This is a genomic window from Streptomyces sp. NPDC046712 (assembly GCF_040645695.1).
Taxonomy (GTDB): Bacteria; Actinomycetota; Actinomycetes; order Streptomycetales; family Streptomycetaceae; genus Streptomyces.
The window spans coordinates 22554-40491 of the sequence record NZ_JBEYYW010000026.1 but is presented as its reverse complement, the minus strand read 5'-3'; the positions used below and the strand labels follow the sequence as shown (position 1 = coordinate 40491).

Below are 17938 nucleotides of genomic sequence, written 5' to 3'. Positions count from 1 at the left end.
CGTCATCGTCGTTCCACGGAGGATTTCCCTTGAGCACCCCGTTCTCGCCCGAGCAGCTGCGGCTCCTCGACAAGCTGCTGGATGAAGCCGGCGCCGGCCGGGCCGCGGACCGCATCCCGCGCCGCGACGGCGACCGGACCCGCGCCGAACTGTCCTTCGGACAGGAGCGTCTCTACGTCGTCGAGCGGATGCAGCCCGGCTCCGCCATGTACGTCGGCTCCGGTGCGCTGCGGCTGCGCGGCGACCTGGACGCCGAGGCGCTGCGGCGCTCCCTGGAGTTCCTGATCGACCGCCACGAGGTCCTGCGGACGGGCATCGAGGAGGACGGCGACCGCGTCGAGCAGGTCGTCCACCCGGCCGGCAGCTTCCCCGTGGACCTTCCGGTACGGGAGGTCACCGGCGACGGAGTGACGGCCGAGGTGACCCGGACCGCCTCCGAGGGCTTCGACCTCGCGAAGCCGCCCCTGCTGCGTGCCGCGCTCCTGAAGGTGACCGACGCGGAGGAGCCCGAGTGGGTCCTCGTGCTGTGCGTGCACCACATCGTGGTCGACGGTTGGTCGCTCGGCCTGCTGATGAGCGAACTGGGCGCCGCCTACGCCGCGCTGGCCGGCGGCGAGGAGCCCAAGCTGGCCGAACCCTCCCTCCAGTACGCCGACTTCGCCGTCTGGCAGCGCGAGCGGCAGCAGCAGGGCGTCCTCGACGAGCAGCTGGACTTCTGGCGCGAGGAGCTCGCGGACCTTCCCGCCAACGACGTACCGACCGACCGGCCCCGCCCTGCGGACCGCAGCTACGCGGGCGCCACCGCCCCGATCACCCTCCCCGCCGAGCTCGTGGCCCGGCTGCGGGGGCTCACCGACGAGACCCAGGCCACCCTCTTCGCGGCGCTGGTCGCCGCCTGGTCGACGGTGCTCGGCCGCTGGTCGGGCGACGAGGACGTGATCGTCGGCACCCCGATGGCGGGCCGCCGCCGCGCCGAACTCGAGGACGTCGTCGGATTCTTCGTCAACACCCTCCCGCTGCGCGTACGGCAGGAGCGGGGAGACACCTTCCGCGACCTGCTGCTGCGCACCCGTGACGTGTGCAACCGGGCGCAGGAGAACCAGGACGTGCCGTTCGAGCGGATCGTCCACGAGCTGAAGGCCGACCGCGACGTCTCCGGCCAGACCGCGCTCGCCCGCCACTGGCTCGCCCTGCACAACACCCCTCCGGTGGCCTTCTCCGCCCCCGGCCTCGACTGCCAGGTGCTGCCCGCCCTGGTCGGCACCGTGCGCTGCGACCTCTCCGTCCAGCTCGCACCGGACGGCGACGGCGGCCTCGCGGGCTGGCTGGAGTTCTCCACCGAGCTGTACGACCCGGCCACCGCGGCCCGCCTGGCCGCCGCCTTCGAGACCGTCCTCGCCGCCGCCACGGCCGAACCCGACCACCCGGTCGACGCCCTGCCCGTCCTCGGCGACGCCGAACTCGCCCAGGTCGTACGGGAGTTCAGCAACGCCGGCGACGAGGCGCTGACCGGCCCCGCGCTCCCGCAGTGGTTCGAGGCGCAGGTCGACGCCACCCCCGACGCCGTCGCGGTGGAGATCGACGCCACCGGCGAGAGCCTCAGCTACGCCGAGCTGGACCGTCGCGCCAACCAGGTGGCCCACCTGCTGGCCGATCGGGGCATCGGGCCCGAGGACCGGGTCGCGGTCTGCCTGCACCGCGGCGCCGAACTGCTCCCCGCCGTCCTCGGCGTGCTCAAGGCCGGTGCGGTCTACCTGCCGCTCGACCCCGACTACCCCAAGGCGCGGCTCGACCAGCTCGTCGAGGACGGCGCACCCGCCCTCGTCATCACCAGCGCCGACCTCGTCGGCCACTTCCCGGGGCAGCGCCGCCTCGACATCACCGGCAGCGAGGTGGCCCGCCGCCCCGCGCACCGCCCCGAACCCGCCCGTACGGCCCGGGACTCCGCCGCGTACGTCCTCTTCACCTCCGGCTCGACCGGCCGCCCCAAGGGTGTCGTGAACACCCACGGGGGCCTGCTCAACCGTCTGCACGGCATGCAGCGCGACTACCGGCTGGCCGCCGGCGACCGGGTGCTCCAGAAGACCCCGCTCGGCTTCGACGTGTCGCTGTGGGAGCTGCTGTGGCCGCTGGTCACCGGCGCCACCGTGGTCAGCGCCCGGCCCGGCGGCCACCGCGACGTCGAATACCTCCACGAGGTCCTCGACCGGCACCGGATCACCCTGTGCCACTTCGTGCCGTCCATGCTCGCGGCCTTCCTCGACGCCCCCGACGGCGGTCACGAGAACCTGCGCGTGCTGCTCAGCGGCGGCGAGGAGCTGCCGGCCGCCCTCGCCGGCCGGACCCTCGACCGCTACCCGAACGCCGAGCTGCACAACCAGTACGGCCCCACCGAGGCGGTCATCGACGTCACCGCCGGGCGGGTCGCCGGCGCGGCCGACACCCGGGTGCCGATCGGCCGACCCGTCCCGGGTGTGGAGCTGTACGTCCTCGACACCGCCGGCCGCCCCCAGCCGGTCGGCGTGCCGGGTCAGCTGTACATCGGCGGCGCGCAGACCGCACGCGGCTACCTGGGCCGCCCCGGCCAGACCGCGGCGAGCTTCGTTCCCCACCCCTTCGCCACCGGGCAGCGGCTGTACGCCACGGGCGACCTGGTCTGCTGGCGCGCGGACGGCACGATCGAGTTCCGCGGCCGCGCCGACAGCCAGGTGAAGATCCGCGGCAACCGCGTCGAGACCGGCGAGATCGAGGCCGTCCTGCGCGCCCATCCGGACCTCACCGGCGCGCTGGTCACCGCCCGCCCGGACGAGGACGGACAGCCGCAGCTCGTCGGATACGTCACCGGCGAGGCCCGTGTCCCCGCACTCCAGGAGTACCTGCGCGAGCGGCTCCCCGAGGCGATGGTGCCCGCCCACCTGATGGTCCTCGACGGCTGGCCGCTGGGCGACCACGGCAAGCTGGACCTGTCCGCGCTGCCCCGGCCGGACGGCACCCGCCAGGTCGGCGGCCCCGAGCACACCGCGCCGCGCACCCCCACCGAAGTGGCGATCACCGAGATCTGCGCGGAGCTTCTCAAGGTCGAGCGGCTCGGGGTGTACGACTCCTTCTTCGATCTGGGCGGCCACTCGCTGCTCGCGATCCGGGCGATCGCCCGGATCCGCTCGAACCTCGGAGTGGGTCTGCGCATCGGGCAGTTCCTGCAGGCACCGACGGTCGCCGCGCTCGCCGTCCTCGTGGACGAGCAGCTGCAGGCCCAGCGGGACGGCGAGCAGCAGGACGGCGCCAAGCCGCCCGCGGCGGCGCCCATCCCGCGCATCGACCGCAGCGCGTACCGAGGCTGACCGCGGCCGCGCCCCCACGATCCGACGGAGCCCGAACCCCATGACGTACCCGATGGCGGGCCGCCCCGCCGTTCGCGTCACCTCACCGCAGGAGCTGTGGCTGCGCAGCTTCCGGCCGGCCGCCGCGTCCGCGGCGGTCCGGCTGGTCTGCCTGCCGCACGCCGGCGGGTGGGCCAGCTTCTTCCGCCCCTGGACGGACCTGCTGCCCAGCGCCTACGACCACCGGGTGGTCCAGTACCCGGGCCGGGAGGGCCGGATGGCCGACCCGTACGTCACCGAGCTGCACGAGCTCGCCGACCAGGTCGCCGAGGCTCTGCTGCCGATGCGCGACCTGCCGCTGGTCCTCTTCGGCCACAGCATGGGCGCCTCGGTGGCCTACGAGGTGGCCCGACGCCTGCAGGAGGGCGGCCACCCGCCGCACCACCTCGTCGTCTCCGGTCACGGTGCCCCCGGCACCCGGCGGCCCGGCACCGTCCACACCCTGGACGACGCCGCGTTCCTGGCCCGGATCAGGGAGCTGGGCGGCATCGACGACGCCGTCCTCGACCACCCCGAGCTGCTCGAACTGGTCCTGGGCCCGCTGCGCAACGACTACCGGCTCATCGAGACGTACCGCCCCCGCGAACTGCCCGTCCTCTCCTGCCCGATCACCGCGGTGCGCGGCGACCGGGAGACCGGGCACAGCCCGGACCAGGCCCGCGCCTGGGGCGAGCTGACCGACGGCGACTTCGCCCTGCTCACCCAGCCCGGCGGCCACTTCTACCTCAAGGACCGGGCGGCCGAGCTGATCGCGGAGCTGCTTCCGCGCCTGGCCGTCCCCACCGATCTGGAGATCCCCTGATGACACAAGCGAACGACGCACCGGCCCAGGCGCAGGACGGCCAGGCCGCGCCCCAGGCGTGGGAGGACGGCCGGCCGCTGCCGGCCCTCGTCCGCGCGGCCGCGCCCGGCACGGACCTCGCCACGTGGATCCGCGCCAACCGGCCGCTCGTCGACGACCTCGCCGTGCGGGCCGGCGCGGTCCTCTTCCGCGACTTCGCGGTCACCGACTCCGCCGGGTTCCGCACCGTGATGGACGCCCTGTCCGACCGGGTCCTGGAGTACGGGGAGCGCTCCTCGCCCCGTACCGAGGTGTCGGACGGCATCTACACGTCCACCGAATACCCCGCCGACCAGCACATCCTGCTGCACAACGAGCAGTCCTACACGGACAACTGGCCGATGCGGATCGTCTTCTGCTGCGAGCGGCCCGCCGAGCGCGGCGGACGCACCCCGCTCGCCGACTCCCGGCGGGTGCTGGCCGCGCTGCGCCCCGAGACGGTCGAGAAGTTCGAGCGGCTCGGCGTCCAGTACGTGCGCAACTACATCCCCGGCATCAGCCTGTCCTGGCAGGAGGCCTTCCAGACCGAGGACCCCGAGCAGGTCGCCGCGTACTGCGCGAAGGCCGGGATCGCCGTCGAGTGGGTGGACGGCGGTCAGCTCCGCACCCGCCAGACCCGTCCCGCGATCCACACCCACCCGGTGTCCGGCGAGCGGACCTGGTTCAACCACGCGGTGTTCTTCCACATCACCTCGCTGCCCGAGGAGATCAGCACCGGTCTCCGTGAGGCGCTGGACGAGGAGGACCTGCCGTACAACACGTACTACGGCGACGGCACCCCGATCGAGGACGAGACGCTGGCCGAGCTGCGGGCCGCGTTCACGGCCGAGACCACGGGCTTCGACTGGGAGCGGGGCGACGTCCTGGTCGTGGAGAACATGATCACGGCGCACGCCCGGGAGCCCTTCGAGGGCGCCCGCCGCATCCTCGCCGCGATGTCCGACCCGGTCCGCGCGGACGCCGACGCCGGTGAGGAAGGGGCAGCGGCATGACGACCGACTTCGCCGCCGGGCGGGTGACGACCGCACCCGTGGACCCCGAGCCGTTCCTCCTGAAGGTCGAGGCGGCCGAGCCCGGCCTGCGCCTGGACCGGTGGATCTCCGCCAACCACGCCCGGCTGACCGACGAGCTGGAGCGCCACGGTGCCCTGCTCTTCCGGGGCTTCGCTCTGGACAGCCCGGAGGACTTCGGCGCCGCGGCCCGCGCGTTCTCGCCCGATCTGCTCGACTACCTGGAGCGGGCCGCGCCCCGCACCGAGATCGCCGACAAGGTCTTCACCTCGACCGAGCTCAGCGAGGACCAGTGGATCGCCTTCCACCACGAGATGTCGTACTCGCACAACTGGCCCGGCCGGCTGTACTTCTACGGCGACCGGCCCTCGGCGACGGGCGGCGCCACCCCCGTCGCCAGTGAGCGCGCCGTCTTCGCGAAGATCCCCGCCGAGCTGCGCGAACGCTTCCAGCGCCACGGCGTCAGCTATGTGCGCAACTACAGCCCCGACCTCGACATCCCGTGGCAGGTCGTCTTCCAGACCGAGGACCGGGCCGAGGTCGAGGCGTACTGCCGTGACTCGCGCACCGAGTTCGAGTGGATCGGCAGCGACGGACTGCGTACCCGGGCGGTCCGCCAGGCCGTCACCCGGCATCCGCGCACCGGCGAGACCGTGTGGTTCAACCACGCCCACCTCTGGCACATCTCCACTCTCCCCGCCGAGGTGGCGGGCTATCTGCTCGACGAGTACGGGCCGCAGGGCGTCCCCCGCAACGCGTTCTACGGCGACGGCTCGCCCATCGAGGACGAGGCGGTGGAGCTCATCGGCGAGCTCTACAAGGAGGCGGCCGTCTCCCTGCCCTGGGAGCGCGGCGACGTGCTGGTGGTCGACAACTTCCTCGCCACCCACGCCCGCGAGCCGTTCCGCGGTGACCGGCGCATCCTCGTCGCCATGTCCGACCTGCATGTGAACCAGGACATCCGGTGACCGGCCCCGGGGGGTGCGCGACCCCATGACGGCCACCGCGCCCGTCCTCCCGGCGGACTGGCCCGCCTCGCTGCCCGCCCCCGCGGACGGCGCGGCGGACCTGTGGATCCTGCGCGTCCCCGAGGAGGCGTCGGCGGCGCTGGACCTGTCGGTCCTCGACGAGCACGAGCGGCGCCGGGCGTCCTCCTTCGTCAAGGACCGGGACCGGCACCGCTACACGATGGCGCACCTCACGCTCCGCCGGCTCCTGGGCGCCTATCTGGGGGTGCCGGCGGAGGCGGTGCGCTTCCACTCGGAGCCCTGCCCCTGCTGCGGCGGCCCGCACGGCCGCCCGGCGGTGGCGCGGGCGGCCCGTACGCCGCTGCACTTCTCGCTGTCGCACGGCGGTGACCTGGTGCTGGTCGGGGTGGCCTCGGTGCCGATCGGCGTCGACGTGGAGGCGCTGCCCGAGCTGGAGGTCGTCGCCGAACTCGGCGCGGCTCTCCACCACGCGGAGACCCGCGAGGTGGAGGCGGCGTCGCCGGAGGACAGCCGCTCGGTCTTCGCCCGCCTCTGGGTCCGCAAGGAGGCCTATCTGAAGGGCATCGGCACCGGTCTCGGCCGGGACCTCGACCTGGACTACCTGGGCGAGGACCCGGCGGCGGGCGACGCTCCGCCCGGGTGGCGGATCGTCAACCTTCTCGACCTGCCCGACCACGCGGCCGCGGCCGCACTCCACACCCGGCGCACGGTCCCTCCCAGCATCCGCTGGCTCGACCCCTCGTCCCTCGGGACGGCACCGGAACCCCGTCCCGGACCCACGCATTGAACCGCCGCGGCCCCCACCCGGGGCCGCGGCGCCGCATCACCCAGGAGAAGCCCATGTCGACGGCCCAGGACCTGCCTGTGGACCTGCCCGCGGTGGCCGCCCCTTCCGGCGCAACCGCGCGGATACGGCGCCGCCTGGAGCGGCTGATCGGCACGCCGGCCACCGAGCTCAACAGCCTGCTGCCGCTGCGCAACGGCGACGAGATCTTCTCGGCGATGCTCGCGAGCATCCGATCCGCCCGCCGGACCGTCGACATGATGACCTTCGTGTACTGGCGGGGCGCCATCGCCCGGGAGTTCGCGGACGCGCTCGCGGAGCGGGCCCGGGCCGGCGTCCGGGTGCGGCTCCTCCTCGACGGCTTCGGCAGCCGGCTCATCGAGCAGGAGCTGCTGGACGGGATGGCGCGGGCCGGGGTCCATGTGGCCTGGTTCCGCAGGCCGTTGTGGCTGTCGCCGTTCAAGCAGAACCACCGCTGCCACCGCAAGGTCCTCGTCGTCGACGAGACGACCGCGTTCACCGGCGGGGTCGGGATCGCCGAGGAGTGGTCCGGCGACGCGCGCGACGAGGCCGAGTGGCGCGAGACGCACTTCCGGGTGCGCGGGCCCGCGGTCGACGGGATAGCGGCCGCGTTCGTCCAGAACTGGGCCGAGTGCCACGACACCCTCTTCGACGACCGTGACCGGTTCGTCGAGCACCGGCCGGAGGGCCGGTCCGTCGTCCAGGTCGTACGGGGCTCGGCGAGCGTCGGCTGGCAGGACGTCCGCACCCTGCTGCGGGTGGTCCTCGAATCCGCGGAGACCAGGATCCGGCTGACCACCGCCTACTTCGCCCCCGACGCGTACTTCGCCGAGCTGCTCAAGGCCGCCGCGCGACGCGGCGTCGAGGTGGAGATCCTGGTCCCGGGCCGGCACACCGACAAGCCCGTGTGCCGACTGGCCGGGCAGCGCCTGTACGAGGGCCTGCTCGACGCGGGGGTGCGGATCTGGGAGTACGGGCCGTCGATGATGCACGCCAAGGTGCTCACCATGGACGGCACGCTCTCCCTCGTCGGCTCGGCCAACTTCAACCGCCGTTCCCTCGACCACGACGAGGAGGTGGTGCTCGCGGTCCTGGACGAGGAGCTGACCGCCACCTTGGACGGCCACTTCGACCAGGACCGCGAGCTCAGCGAGTGCGTCGACCCCGTGACGTGGGCGGGTCGGTCGGCGCTGCAGCGGATGCGGGAGCACTCGGTGGCCCCGATCCGCCGCTTCCTGTGACGGCTATCGGTCGAGCTGGTTCGTGAGGATCCGCTCGGCGATGTTGTTCCGCATCGCCGCCGCCGCGGAGCTCTCCGGCTTCCGCTCGGCCTGGTCGCGGAAGCAGCCGAGGAACTCGTCCGCGATGCCCAGACGGGGGTGGAGCTCGAGCACCTCCGCCTTGAACGCGGCGGAGAAGTCGTCCATGTACCGGCCGGAGATGTCCAGGCTGGTGGAGCGCTCCAGCAGGAAGCCCTCCGGGTCCGCGTGCACGTCGACCTCGTCGAGCATGTGGGCGACGACCACCTCCACCAGCCGCTGCCGCCGGGCCACCGGCCAGCCGGCGCCGGCGCCGAAGACCCAGGCCACGTGTCCGCTGGCCTCGTCGAAGCCCACGGTGTGGCTGTCGAACTCCGGCATCAGGGCGATGTCGTGGAACATCGCGCCCACGTACAGCAGCTCGGGATCGAAGTCGATGCCCTGCTCCGTGCCGTACGCGGCCGCCCATATGTAGGCCCTGATCGAGTGGTTCAGCAGTGCCGGGGAGCAGTAGGCGGTGGCCACTTCCAGGGCGGTGGTGCAGGCCGCGGTGTCCGGCATCTTGATCGCGTCGAATGTCATGTCCGCGAGTATCGCCCGTGACGACCCCGACCCCCCGCCGGGCGGGCGACGGGGGAATCCCTGTCAGGAACTCCTGCCAGGGGGCCGGGACGGGCGGCCGGAACGGACGGCCGCACAGCGGCTCTTGCCTGGAGTGGACTCGAAGCAGTTGGCTTGGGTGTCATGAAGTACACGCAGCTCGGACGCACCGGACTCAAGGTCAGCCGACTCGTACTCGGCACGATGAACTTCGGTCCACAGACAGACGAACCGACCAGTCACGCCATCCTGGATGCCGCCCTCGACGCGGGTCTGAACTTCGTAGACACGGCCAACGTGTACGGATGGGGGGAGAACAAGGGCCGCACCGAGGAGATCATCGGCAGCTGGTTCGCCCAGGGCGGCGGCCGGCGCGAGAAGACGGTCCTGGCCACCAAGGTCTACGGCTCCATGTCACGCGAGGGCGAGACCTGGCCCAACGAGGACCGGCTGTCGGCGCTGAACATCCGGCGGGCCGTCGAGGCTTCCCTCAAGCGGCTCGGCACCGACTACATCGACCTGTACCAGTTCCACCACATCGACCGGCTCACTCCCTTCGAGGAGATCTGGCAGGCGATCGACGTCCTGGTCCAGCAGGGGAAGATCCTCTACGCGGGCTCGTCCAACTTCCCCGGCTACAAGATCGCTCAGGCCAACGAGATCGCCGCCCGGCGCGGGACGTTCGGGCTCGTCAGCGAGCAGTGCCTCTACAACCTCTACGAGCGCCGCGCCGAGATGGAGGTCATCCCGGCGGCCCAGGAGTACGGGCTCGGCGTCATCCCCTGGTCCCCGCTGCACGGCGGCCTGCTCGGCGGGGTCATCAAGAACGAGGCCACGGGCGGACGGCGCGCCTCGGGCCGTACCGCCGAGGCGCTGGCCGACACCGCGGTCCGCGCCCAGGTGCAGGCGTACGAGGACCTCCTCGACAAGCACGGCCTCGAGCCCGGCGAGACCGCCCTGGCGTGGCTGCTGACCAGGCCGGGGATCACGGGCCCGATCGTCGGCCCGCGCACGGCCGGGCAGCTGGAGTCCGCCCTGCGCGCCCTGGAGCTGGAGCTGAGCGACGAGGTCCTGGCCGCTCTGGACGAGATCTTCCCCGGCACGGGGCCCTCGCCGGAAGCCTTCGCCTGGTGATCGGGTAACACCTCGCGGACACGGCCGTCGCCCCTCCCGAGGGCGGCGGCCACCGCGTCACGCACCCGTCCGGGTCAGTCGCGGCCCGAGCGCGCCGGTGGCGAGAACTCGCCACCGCCGTCAGGTCCCGCCGAGCCAGCTCGTGGCGTCGAGCCGGTACGCCGTGTCCGCCGGTACGACGGTCCGCAGCGCGGTCTCCATGTCCCGTACGCGGTCGGCGCCGAGGGCCGTGCACCACTCCGCGTGCAGGTCGTCGAAGATCGCGGCCGAGCGGGCCAGGGCCTCGTGGCCGCGTGCGGTGAGGCGGACGAGTTTGCGGCGGGCGTCGGCCGGGTCGTCGGCGCGCTCGGCGTAGCCGACGGCGAGGAGGCGGTCGACGGTCTTGCCCGCGGCCTGCTTGGAGACGCCGAGGCGGCGTCCGATGTCGCTCGCGGTGGCGCCCTGGGGGCCGCCCGCGCCGATGGCCTGCATGGCGAAGCCGTGGGCGGGGCGCATGTCGGGGTGGCCCTGGCGGGCGAGTTCGGCGTGGAGCCGGTCGATGAGGGTGCGGAAGCCGGCGAAGAGGAGCAACGGCAGTTCGTACCCCGCGACGGATTCTCCCTTGCCAGGATCGACAACCTGGTTTACGTTTCTCTCATCGCCATGGTCAACCATGTTGTCGATTCTACTCTCTGCCCCAGGAGTCGCCTTGTTCACCGACCACACCGTAGAGACCGCCCCCGCCGCCTCCCGCCGCCCCATGGAGAACGTGACCGCCGCCTGGGGACACCTCCCGCAGGCCGTCGCCCGCATGGCCGAGTCCCCGCACGCGCTGGACGGCTTCCTGAAGATGAGCGCGCTCTTCGAGTCCACGACGCTCGACCCGCACTCCCGCGAGACCGTCATCCTGACCGTCGCCGAACGCAACCAGTGCCATCTCTGCATCGACCTGCACGAGACGAAGCTGGCGAAGCTCGGCCCGGCGGAGCAGCCCGAACGACTGGCGGCCGTACGGCAGTTCACCCATCAGGTCCTCGCCGCGTCGGGCGCGGTGAGCGACGCGGAACTCGAGCGCTTCCTCGCGCACGGCTACACGCGCCAGAACGCCCTGGAGGTCGTCCTGGGCATCGGCGCGTACACCCTGTCGACCCTGGCGAACCGGCTGACCCGCTCGGCCTGACAGGGGGTGCGGGCACCTGACAGGCGGCGCCGGGGGCTGTCAGGTCAACGTCCGTGGCCTGTCAGCTGGGTTCGGCATCGTCGGGGTCATCGAGAACGACACCTCGAACGACCGGATGGAGACCCCCAAGTGAACGCCGACCTCGCCGCCCTCATGCAGCTGCTCATCGCCCTGGCCTTCGTCAGCATCCCGCTGGTGCGCCACCGCTTCGGACCCGCCGCCACCAGCGCCGCCGAGAACGAGCTGAGCCGCCAGGGCATCCGCCCCGGGGTCCTGGCGGAGAACAACCTCCGGTTCGACGCCGGCGGCCACGAGACCTGGGCGCCCGTCACCGTCGCCGTGGTCATGGCGGCCGTCGCCGGGCTCAACCTCGCCGGACACGGCTGGGGCCAGATGGCCACCTGGATCTTCCAGTCGCTCGTCTTCCTGATGAACGTGCTGATCCTGCACAGCAACCTGACCGCCACCACCTCCGTCCAGGCCGCCTTCCGCCGCAAGGGCGACCCCGAGTTGGCGCGTGTCGACGTCCCGGCCTTCCTCACGGCCGCCGAGAACGCCTTCCCCGGCTGGGTGCGGATCCAGCAGAACATCCGCCACCTCATCGTCTTCGGCGGCTCCGCCCTCGCCCTCGTCGCGGTCTCCGTCTGACCCTCTGCGGCCCGAACGCACCGACCCGAAGATCGCGAAATGCTCCCCGTCGCGCGCCGGAATGACCCCGGCGCGCCCCGTTACCCGAAGTCAGGACCGCATCCCCGCCGCTGCACTCGGTGATGCTCACTGTGGTCGAGGACTACAGAGAGGCATCATGTGAGTGCAGCGGCGATCGCCGTCTATACGAGAACGGTGCGCGGGGTGGCGGCCGCGCTGCTCGCGGTGGCGCTCCAGGCGCCCGCTACGCCGGCGACGGCGACGCTTGCGAACCCCGAGAAGATCCCGACCGTGTTCCTCGGAGACGCCTCGATCGGCGGGTACGGCATCGCGCCGGTGGACCGGGGCGCGCTGCTGTGCGTACGGGCGGCGGAGAACCTGCCGGACGTGATCGAGGACCAACTCGCCGACCAGTCGATCCTGTTGGACATCACGGCTGACGTGTCGTGCGCGGACGCCGCGCTCCGTCATGTGTGGGAGGAGCAGGACCTCGGTGGCGGCGTGACGGCGGTGCCGCAGAAACGGGCGCTGACGAAGGAGACACGGCTGGTGGTCGTGGGCCTGGGGGCCGGGACGGTGGGTCTGGGGCAGGTCCTGAAGCAGTGCTCCGCGCGGCTGCGCGGCACGGAGGGAGGGCATCTGCCGGACCGGCCGGTGGACGCGAACTCGCCTGCGAAACAGTGTCGTTCGTACTTCTCGAAGGGCGCCGGCGCGGCCTGGCTGGAGACGCGGTTCGAGCGGACCGGCAAGGACCTCGACAAGCTGTTCTCCGAGATCGGCAGCGAGTCGCCGTCGGCGAAGACGGTTCTGGTGGGGTATCCCCGGCTGATCCCGAAGGACCGGACGCGCTGTCGTACCCCGCTGCCGGGCGGGGCCGGCAGCCCGCTCGGGGACGTGCCGGAGGAGGCGTGGGCCTTCCTCGACGAGAAGGTCCAGGCCCGGCTCAACACCCTGATGGCGGCGAAGTCGAAGCGGTACGGGGCGCACTTCGTCGATCTGTACGCGGCGACGGGCGCGGCGACGGTGTGCGACGGCTCGGACCGGGGGGTGGGCGGTCTGCTCGAACCCTCGCAGGTGACGCTCCTGCACCAGAGGCTGCCGTGGTACCTCCGGTCGAACGAGACGGGCCGGGACGCCGACGGCGACACGGTCGCCCAGTCGATCGCGGCGATGTACGGCAGGGGCCCGGCCTGACAGCGGCCCTAGGTGTATTGCCTCGTCAGGTGGGGGACGCGGCTTGCGGGTGGTTTGCCTGCGAGTGCGGTGTGTCCGCGGTGGTGATTGTAGGAGTGGAGCCAGCCGGCGAACACTTCGCGGCGTTCGATGTCTGACCGCTTGCCGGCCCAGGGCCTTGTGTCCGCCGCCGTCGGGGATGTTGCCCCGGTGCAAAGCAGGCGTCTCAGCTCTCGGCGGGGGCGGCGGGCTGGTCTGCTTGCCGGGAATCGGATCGCCGTCAACGGGGTTGGTGGGGGATGAGCCGTTACTGGAGGGGTCATGCGAGCGATTCAGGTGTACGAAGTGGGCGGTCCCGAGGTGCTGCAGGAGGCCAAGGTGGACCAGCCGCGGCCGGGTCCGGGCGAGGCGGTCGTGGAGGTCGCCGCATCCGGGGTCAACTTCCTCGACGTCTACCACCGCGAAGGCCGGTACAGTCTCCCGCTGCCCTTCACCCCGGGCGCTGAGGGCGCCGGCACGGTCGTCGAAGTTGGACCCGGCGTCGCTGACGTCGCAGTCGGGGACCGGGTCGGTTGGGTGGAGATTCCCGGCACGTATGCCGAGCGGGCCGTCGTGGACTCCTCCCGGCTGGTGCCGCTGCCCGACGATATCGGCTTCGAGACAGCCGCCGCCGTGCTCCTCCAAGGCATGACCGCGCACTATCTCGTCAAGGACGCCTACCCGGTTCAGGGGGGCGACACGGTGCTTGTGCATGCGGCTGCTGGTGGCATGGGTCTGCTTTTGACCCAGCTCATCACCCATCTCGGCGGCAGGGTGATCGGCACGACGTCGACCACGGCGAAGGCCGAGCTGGCGAAGCGTGCCGGGGCCGCTGAGGTGATCCTTTCCTCCGCAGTCGACGATCTCGCAGCCGAGGTGAGGCGGCTCAACGGCGGTCAGGGACTGCCGGTTGTCTTCGACGGCGTCGGCGCGCACACCTTCGATGCGAGCCTCGCCAGCCTGCGAACCCGCGGCCATCTCGTGCTCTTCGGCGCGGCAAGTGGTGCCGTGCCTCCGTTTGATCCGATTCGGCTCGCCCACGGCGGTTCGCTGACCCTGATCCGGCCCAGCCTCGGGGACTTCATCGCCGATCGGTCCGAACTGCTCCGACGGGCCGCCGATGTGTTCGAGTGGGTGCGCTCCAAGGCGCTTGAGGTCACCGTAACGGGCCGCTACGCATTGTCCGAGGCCGCCCAGGCCCACAGCGATCTGGAGGCTCGGCGTACCACCGGCAAGCTGCTCGTCATACCCGATGCGGCCGCTATTGGACGCCGCGAGGAGACGCAGAGCTGATCGCGGGTGACGAGGTCGGGGATCTTGGAGACTGAGATGTCGAGGGCTGGCCGACCGTCATCGCCAAGATCCCCGACAGCGTCAGGCACTCAGCAGGCCAAGATCAAGTTCTGGCGGGTTTCTGGCGTATCTGGGTCACACCCCTTCAAGATCCCTCAGTCGAGACCTGGCTCACCCGTCCACAACCTCCCGGGACAGAACACCTAGGGCTCGACCACCGCCGCGTACGGTCCGCCGATGCCCCACGCCTGGTGCATCGCCGCCGCGAACGCGCCCGCCAGCTTGTGCTCGCCCGTCGGTCCCGGATGCGTCCCGTCGTAGGTGTCCGTGTGGATGTCGTACGACTCCGGGACCGTCGCGAGCAGCAGGGGCGAGGCCGCCGTGTCCAGGTCGGCGACGGCCTTGGCGAGGAGTTCGTTGAAGCGCTCGCACTCGGCGGCGAACGGCGCGTCGTACTCGGCCCGCACGTTGGGGATGACCGGCATCACCACGGTCTTGACGTACGGGTTCGCCGCGCGGGCGGCGGCGACGAAGGCGCGCGTGTTCTCGGCGGTCTGGTCGCTGTTGGTGTAGAAGCCGAGGTCGATCAGGCCGAGGGAGACGAGCAGAACGTCCGCGCCGGCCGTGGTGACCGCCTCGCCGATCAGCGGCGCCATGTGCAGCCAGCCCTCGCCCCAGCCGGCGAGATGACGGCGGGCCGGCGCGGGGAAGCCCCTGTCGGCGTAGTCGTGCGAAAGGGGTGCGTCGGCGGCGGTGTCGTACAACTCGGTGCGCGGCCCGACGATCTCGTACCGCCCGGGCAGCACGGTCTCCAGGTGCTGCCACATGCGGTAGCGCCAGGTGTAGTCGCCGGCGCGTCCGATGGTCATGCTGTCGCCGACGAACATAAAACGCATGCTTCCATCATCGCGGAGCCCGCCCGGGGCCTGCGACGTGATCCCGACCACCCGCGCGGCCCGTGGCAGGCTTGGTCCATGCGATCGCTTCTGTGCGTCTCCGGTGCCGCCGCCCTGGTCCTGCTCACGGCGGCCGCCCCCGCAGGTGCCGCCGAGGGCGCGGACCAGGACTTCACGATCAAGGACGCCCGGGTCACCGAGTCCAGCGGTCTCGCGGCCAGTCAGGCGCACCCCGGCGTGTACTGGACGCACAACGACCAGGACGCGCCGCTGATCTACGGCATCGACTCCCGTACGGGCGAGACGGTCGCGACGCTCACCATGAAGGGCGTCGGCACACCCCGCGACATGGAGGCGATCTCCATCGGCCCCGACGGCGACATCTACGTCGGCGACATCGGCGACAACCGGGACGGGACCTGGGACCACGTCTGGATCTACCGCTTCCCCGAGCCGAAGCAGCTGAAGGACCAGACGGTCACGGCGAAGCAGTACGTCGTGAAGTACGCGGACGGGCCGCGCAACGCCGAGGCCCTGATGGTCCATCCGAAGACCGGCCGGGTCTACATCGCCAGCAAGAACGAGGACACCGGCGGGCTGTACGCGGGCCCGGAACGGCTCTCGTCCGGGGGGACGAACGTCTTCCGGCGCGTCGACGACGTGCCGTGGGTGACCGACGGGGCCTTCTCCCCGGACGGGAGCCGGCTCGTCCTGCGCGGCTACTTCACCGCGAAGGAGTACGCGTGGAAGGACGGCCGCCTCGGTGACGACGGCGCCGACCTGCGGGTGCCCTTCCAGGGGCAGTCGGAGTCGGTGACGTACACGAAGGACGGCTCCGCGGTGATGTTCGGCTCGGAGGGCCGCCACAGCGAGGTCGTCCGCGTGGACCGCCTCACGGCTTCTCGGCCGCCCTCGACGCCCGGCGCGTCACCGAAGGACCCGGACGCACCCGCCACCGCCGAGGACCGGGGGAACTTCACCCTCGGCGTGATCGTCCTCGGCACCGCGACCGCCCTCGTGATCGGTGGGAAGCGCCTCCTGCGCCGCGGCTGAGTCGCTGACCTGCGGCTCTTCTTCCCGCTTCGACCCCGTGCACCAGCGGGTCGAGACTGGAAGGACACGGACTCTGTCGTGGAGGAATCATGACGGCAACCACGCGCGAGAACACCCCCGTCGCCATGGAAGGCGGCGGCGTGGAGCTGCGTCTGACGGAATTCGGCGGTGACATGAGCGTCGCCTTCATCCACCTGCCCAAGGGCACCGACATGGCCCCGGCACTCCAGGGCCTCGAAGGCGGCATGTGCCAGTGCCCCCACTGGGGGTACCTGCTCAACGGTCGGATCAGGATGCGGACCCCCTCGGGAGAGGACATCTACGAGGCGGGGCAGGCCTACTACTGGGCTCCCGGCCACGCCCCCGAGGCCCTGGAGGACGTCGATGTCGTGGAGTTCTCGCCGACGGCCGATTTCAACGCGGTGATCGACCACGTGAAGGCGCAGATGGGGTGAGCTCGGCAAGTGGGGTGAACGGCGAAGGGCCCGGCATCGACCATGTCCGATGCCGGGCCCTTCGTACGCCCGTCTGCTACAGCTTCTCGATCACGTAGTCGATGCAGGCCGTCAGCGCCCGCACGTCCGCCGGGTCGATCGCCGGGAACATCGCGATCCGCAGCTGGTTGCGGCCCAGCTTGCGGTACGGCTCGGTGTCCACGATGCCGTTGGCGCGCAGCGCCTTGGCGACCGCCGCCGCGTCGACGTCCTCGGAGAAGTCGATGGTGCCGATGACCTGCGAACGCTTCGCCGGGTCCGTGACGAACGGCGTCGCGTACTTGGACTCCTCGGCCCAGCCGTACAGCGCCTGGGAGGACTCCTTCGTCCGGGCCACGGCCCAGTCCAGACCGCCCTGGCCGTTGATCCACTTCAGCTGCTCGTTGAGCAGGAAGAGGGTGGACAGCGCCGGGGTGTTGTACGTCTGGTTCTTCAGCGAGTTGTCGATCGCCGTCGGCAGGGAGAAGAACTCCGGGATGTGCCGGCCCGAGGCGTGGATCCGGGCGGCGCGCTCCAGCGCGGCCGGCGAGAAGGCCGCCAGCCACAGGCCGCCGTCCGCGGCGAAGGACTTCTGCGGGGCGAAGTAGTAGACGTCCGACTCGGTGATGTCGACCGGCAGGCCGCCCGCGCCGGAGGTCGCGTCGACCAGGACCAGCGCACCCTCGTCGGCGCCCGCGACCCGCTTGACCGGGGCCGCGACACCCGTGGAGGTCTCGTTGTGGGTGAACGCGTAGACGTCGACGCCCGCCTCGGCCTGCGGCTCCGGGTGGGTGCCCGGGTCGGAGGAGATCACGGTCGGCTCGGCCAGCCAGGGGGCCAGCTTCGCGGCCTTCGCGAACTTGGAGGAGAACTCGCCGAAGTTGAGGTGCTGCGACTTCGACTCGATGAGCCCGTGGGTCGCGATGTCCCAGAAGGCGGTGGAGCCGCCGTTGCCCAGGATCACCTCGTAACCCTCGGGCAGCGAGAAGAGGTCACGCACTCCGGCACGTACCTCGCCGACCAGGTTCTTGACCGGGGCCTGGCGGTGGGACGTGCCGAGGAGGGAGGTGCCGGTGGCGGCCAGGGCGTCCAGCGCCTCCGTACGCACCTTGGAGGGGCCCGCGCCGAAACGGCCGTCGGCGGGCTTGATGTCAGCGGGAATCTGGATCTCAGCCACGAGGCGGAG

Annotated in this window: 17 protein-coding genes and 1 pseudogene; 13 read left to right on the top strand and 5 right to left on the bottom strand. The window is 71.6% G+C overall.

Annotation, left to right across the window (positions count from 1 at the left end; all coding sequences use genetic code 11):
* Positions 1-29 precede the first annotated feature (29 nt).
* The 6 genes from ABZ939_RS28545 to ABZ939_RS28520 are packed head-to-tail and all read left to right on the top strand — an operon-like array spanning position 30 to position 8266.
* Positions 30-3341 (top strand): amino acid adenylation domain-containing protein, encoded by a 3312-nt coding sequence (locus ABZ939_RS28545; RefSeq protein ID WP_361861146.1) that lies wholly within the window; start codon positions 30-32, stop codon positions 3339-3341.
* Between the two features lie 40 nt (positions 3342-3381).
* Entirely contained in the window at positions 3382-4182 is an 801-nt protein-coding gene (locus ABZ939_RS28540) for an alpha/beta fold hydrolase (protein WP_361861143.1), read from the top strand.
* Positions 4182-5213, top strand: coding sequence for a TauD/TfdA family dioxygenase (locus ABZ939_RS28535; RefSeq protein ID WP_361861140.1), 1032 nt, complete (start codon positions 4182-4184; stop codon positions 5211-5213). The genes ABZ939_RS28540 and ABZ939_RS28535 overlap by 1 nt, the downstream gene beginning before the upstream one ends.
* On the top strand, positions 5210-6199 hold the full coding sequence (locus ABZ939_RS28530) for a TauD/TfdA family dioxygenase (protein ID WP_361861137.1): 990 nt from the start codon (positions 5210-5212) through the stop codon (positions 6197-6199). The genes ABZ939_RS28535 and ABZ939_RS28530 overlap by 4 nt, the downstream gene beginning before the upstream one ends.
* 25 nt (positions 6200-6224) lie before the next feature.
* Positions 6225-7007 carry a 4'-phosphopantetheinyl transferase superfamily protein gene (locus ABZ939_RS28525; RefSeq protein ID WP_361861134.1) on the top strand — a complete coding sequence of 261 codons (783 nt, stop codon included), beginning with the start codon at positions 6225-6227 and terminating at the stop codon, positions 7005-7007.
* 53 nt (positions 7008-7060) lie between these two features.
* A complete protein-coding gene (locus ABZ939_RS28520; RefSeq protein WP_361861131.1) occupies positions 7061-8266 on the top strand; it encodes a phospholipase D-like domain-containing protein in 1206 nt (401 codons plus the stop codon).
* A 3-nt stretch (positions 8267-8269) separates the two neighbouring features.
* Here the strand turns inward: ABZ939_RS28520 and ABZ939_RS28515 are convergent, their stop codons facing one another.
* On the bottom strand, positions 8270-8866 hold the full coding sequence (locus tag ABZ939_RS28515; protein WP_361861128.1) for an HD domain-containing protein: 597 nt from the start codon (positions 8864-8866) through the stop codon (positions 8270-8272).
* A gap of 162 nt (positions 8867-9028) precedes the next feature.
* Between ABZ939_RS28515 and ABZ939_RS28510 the strand changes: the two genes are divergently transcribed.
* The gene (locus ABZ939_RS28510) at positions 9029-10018 is read left to right on the top strand and encodes an aldo/keto reductase (RefSeq protein ID WP_361861125.1); all 990 of its coding nucleotides are present in this window, start codon (positions 9029-9031) and stop codon (positions 10016-10018) included.
* A gap of 120 nt (positions 10019-10138) precedes the next feature.
* Here ABZ939_RS28510 and ABZ939_RS28505 read toward each other — a convergent pair whose 3' ends face one another.
* Complete coding sequence (locus ABZ939_RS28505) at positions 10139-10672, bottom strand: MarR family winged helix-turn-helix transcriptional regulator (RefSeq protein ID WP_361861122.1); 534 nt, start codon at positions 10670-10672, stop codon at positions 10139-10141.
* A 34-nt stretch (positions 10673-10706) separates the two neighbouring features.
* Between ABZ939_RS28505 and ABZ939_RS28500 the strand changes: the two genes are divergently transcribed.
* From ABZ939_RS28500 to ABZ939_RS28490, 3 genes are all read left to right on the top strand, one after another.
* Complete coding sequence (locus ABZ939_RS28500) at positions 10707-11177, top strand: carboxymuconolactone decarboxylase (RefSeq protein WP_361861119.1); 471 nt, start codon at positions 10707-10709, stop codon at positions 11175-11177.
* Between the two features lie 129 nt (positions 11178-11306).
* On the top strand, positions 11307-11825 hold the full coding sequence (locus ABZ939_RS28495) for a hypothetical protein (protein ID WP_361861116.1): 519 nt from the start codon (positions 11307-11309) through the stop codon (positions 11823-11825).
* Positions 11826-11984: 159 nt separating this feature from the next.
* The gene (locus ABZ939_RS28490) at positions 11985-13019 is read left to right on the top strand and encodes an SGNH/GDSL hydrolase family protein (RefSeq protein WP_361861113.1); all 1035 of its coding nucleotides are present in this window, start codon (positions 11985-11987) and stop codon (positions 13017-13019) included.
* Between the two features lie 8 nt (positions 13020-13027).
* Here ABZ939_RS28490 and ABZ939_RS28485 read toward each other — a convergent pair.
* A pseudogene (locus ABZ939_RS28485) lies at positions 13028-13156 on the bottom strand (IS481 family transposase); the annotation flags it as partial.
* A gap of 163 nt (positions 13157-13319) precedes the next feature.
* Between ABZ939_RS28485 and ABZ939_RS28480 the strand changes: the two are divergent.
* A complete protein-coding gene (locus ABZ939_RS28480) occupies positions 13320-14330 on the top strand; it encodes a quinone oxidoreductase (protein WP_361861110.1) in 1011 nt (336 codons plus the stop codon).
* A gap of 203 nt (positions 14331-14533) precedes the next feature.
* Here ABZ939_RS28480 and ABZ939_RS28475 read toward each other — a convergent pair whose 3' ends face one another.
* The gene (locus ABZ939_RS28475) at positions 14534-15226 is read right to left on the bottom strand and encodes a GDSL-type esterase/lipase family protein (RefSeq protein WP_361861107.1); all 693 of its coding nucleotides are present in this window, start codon (positions 15224-15226) and stop codon (positions 14534-14536) included.
* A gap of 78 nt (positions 15227-15304) precedes the next feature.
* Between ABZ939_RS28475 and ABZ939_RS28470 the strand changes: the two genes are divergently transcribed.
* Both ABZ939_RS28470 and ABZ939_RS28465 read left to right on the top strand, forming a co-directional pair.
* Positions 15305-16279: a WD40 repeat domain-containing protein gene (locus tag ABZ939_RS28470; protein ID WP_361861104.1), complete on the top strand. Its 975-nt coding sequence runs from the start codon at positions 15305-15307 to the stop codon at positions 16277-16279.
* Positions 16280-16368: 89 nt separating this feature from the next.
* Positions 16369-16734 (top strand): hypothetical protein, encoded by a 366-nt coding sequence (locus tag ABZ939_RS28465; protein WP_361861101.1) that lies wholly within the window; start codon positions 16369-16371, stop codon positions 16732-16734.
* A 76-nt stretch (positions 16735-16810) separates the two neighbouring features.
* Here ABZ939_RS28465 and serC read toward each other — a convergent pair whose 3' ends face one another.
* A complete protein-coding gene (gene serC / locus ABZ939_RS28460; RefSeq protein ID WP_361861098.1) occupies positions 16811-17929 on the bottom strand; it encodes a phosphoserine transaminase in 1119 nt (372 codons plus the stop codon).
* Positions 17930-17938: the final 9 nt, after the last annotated feature.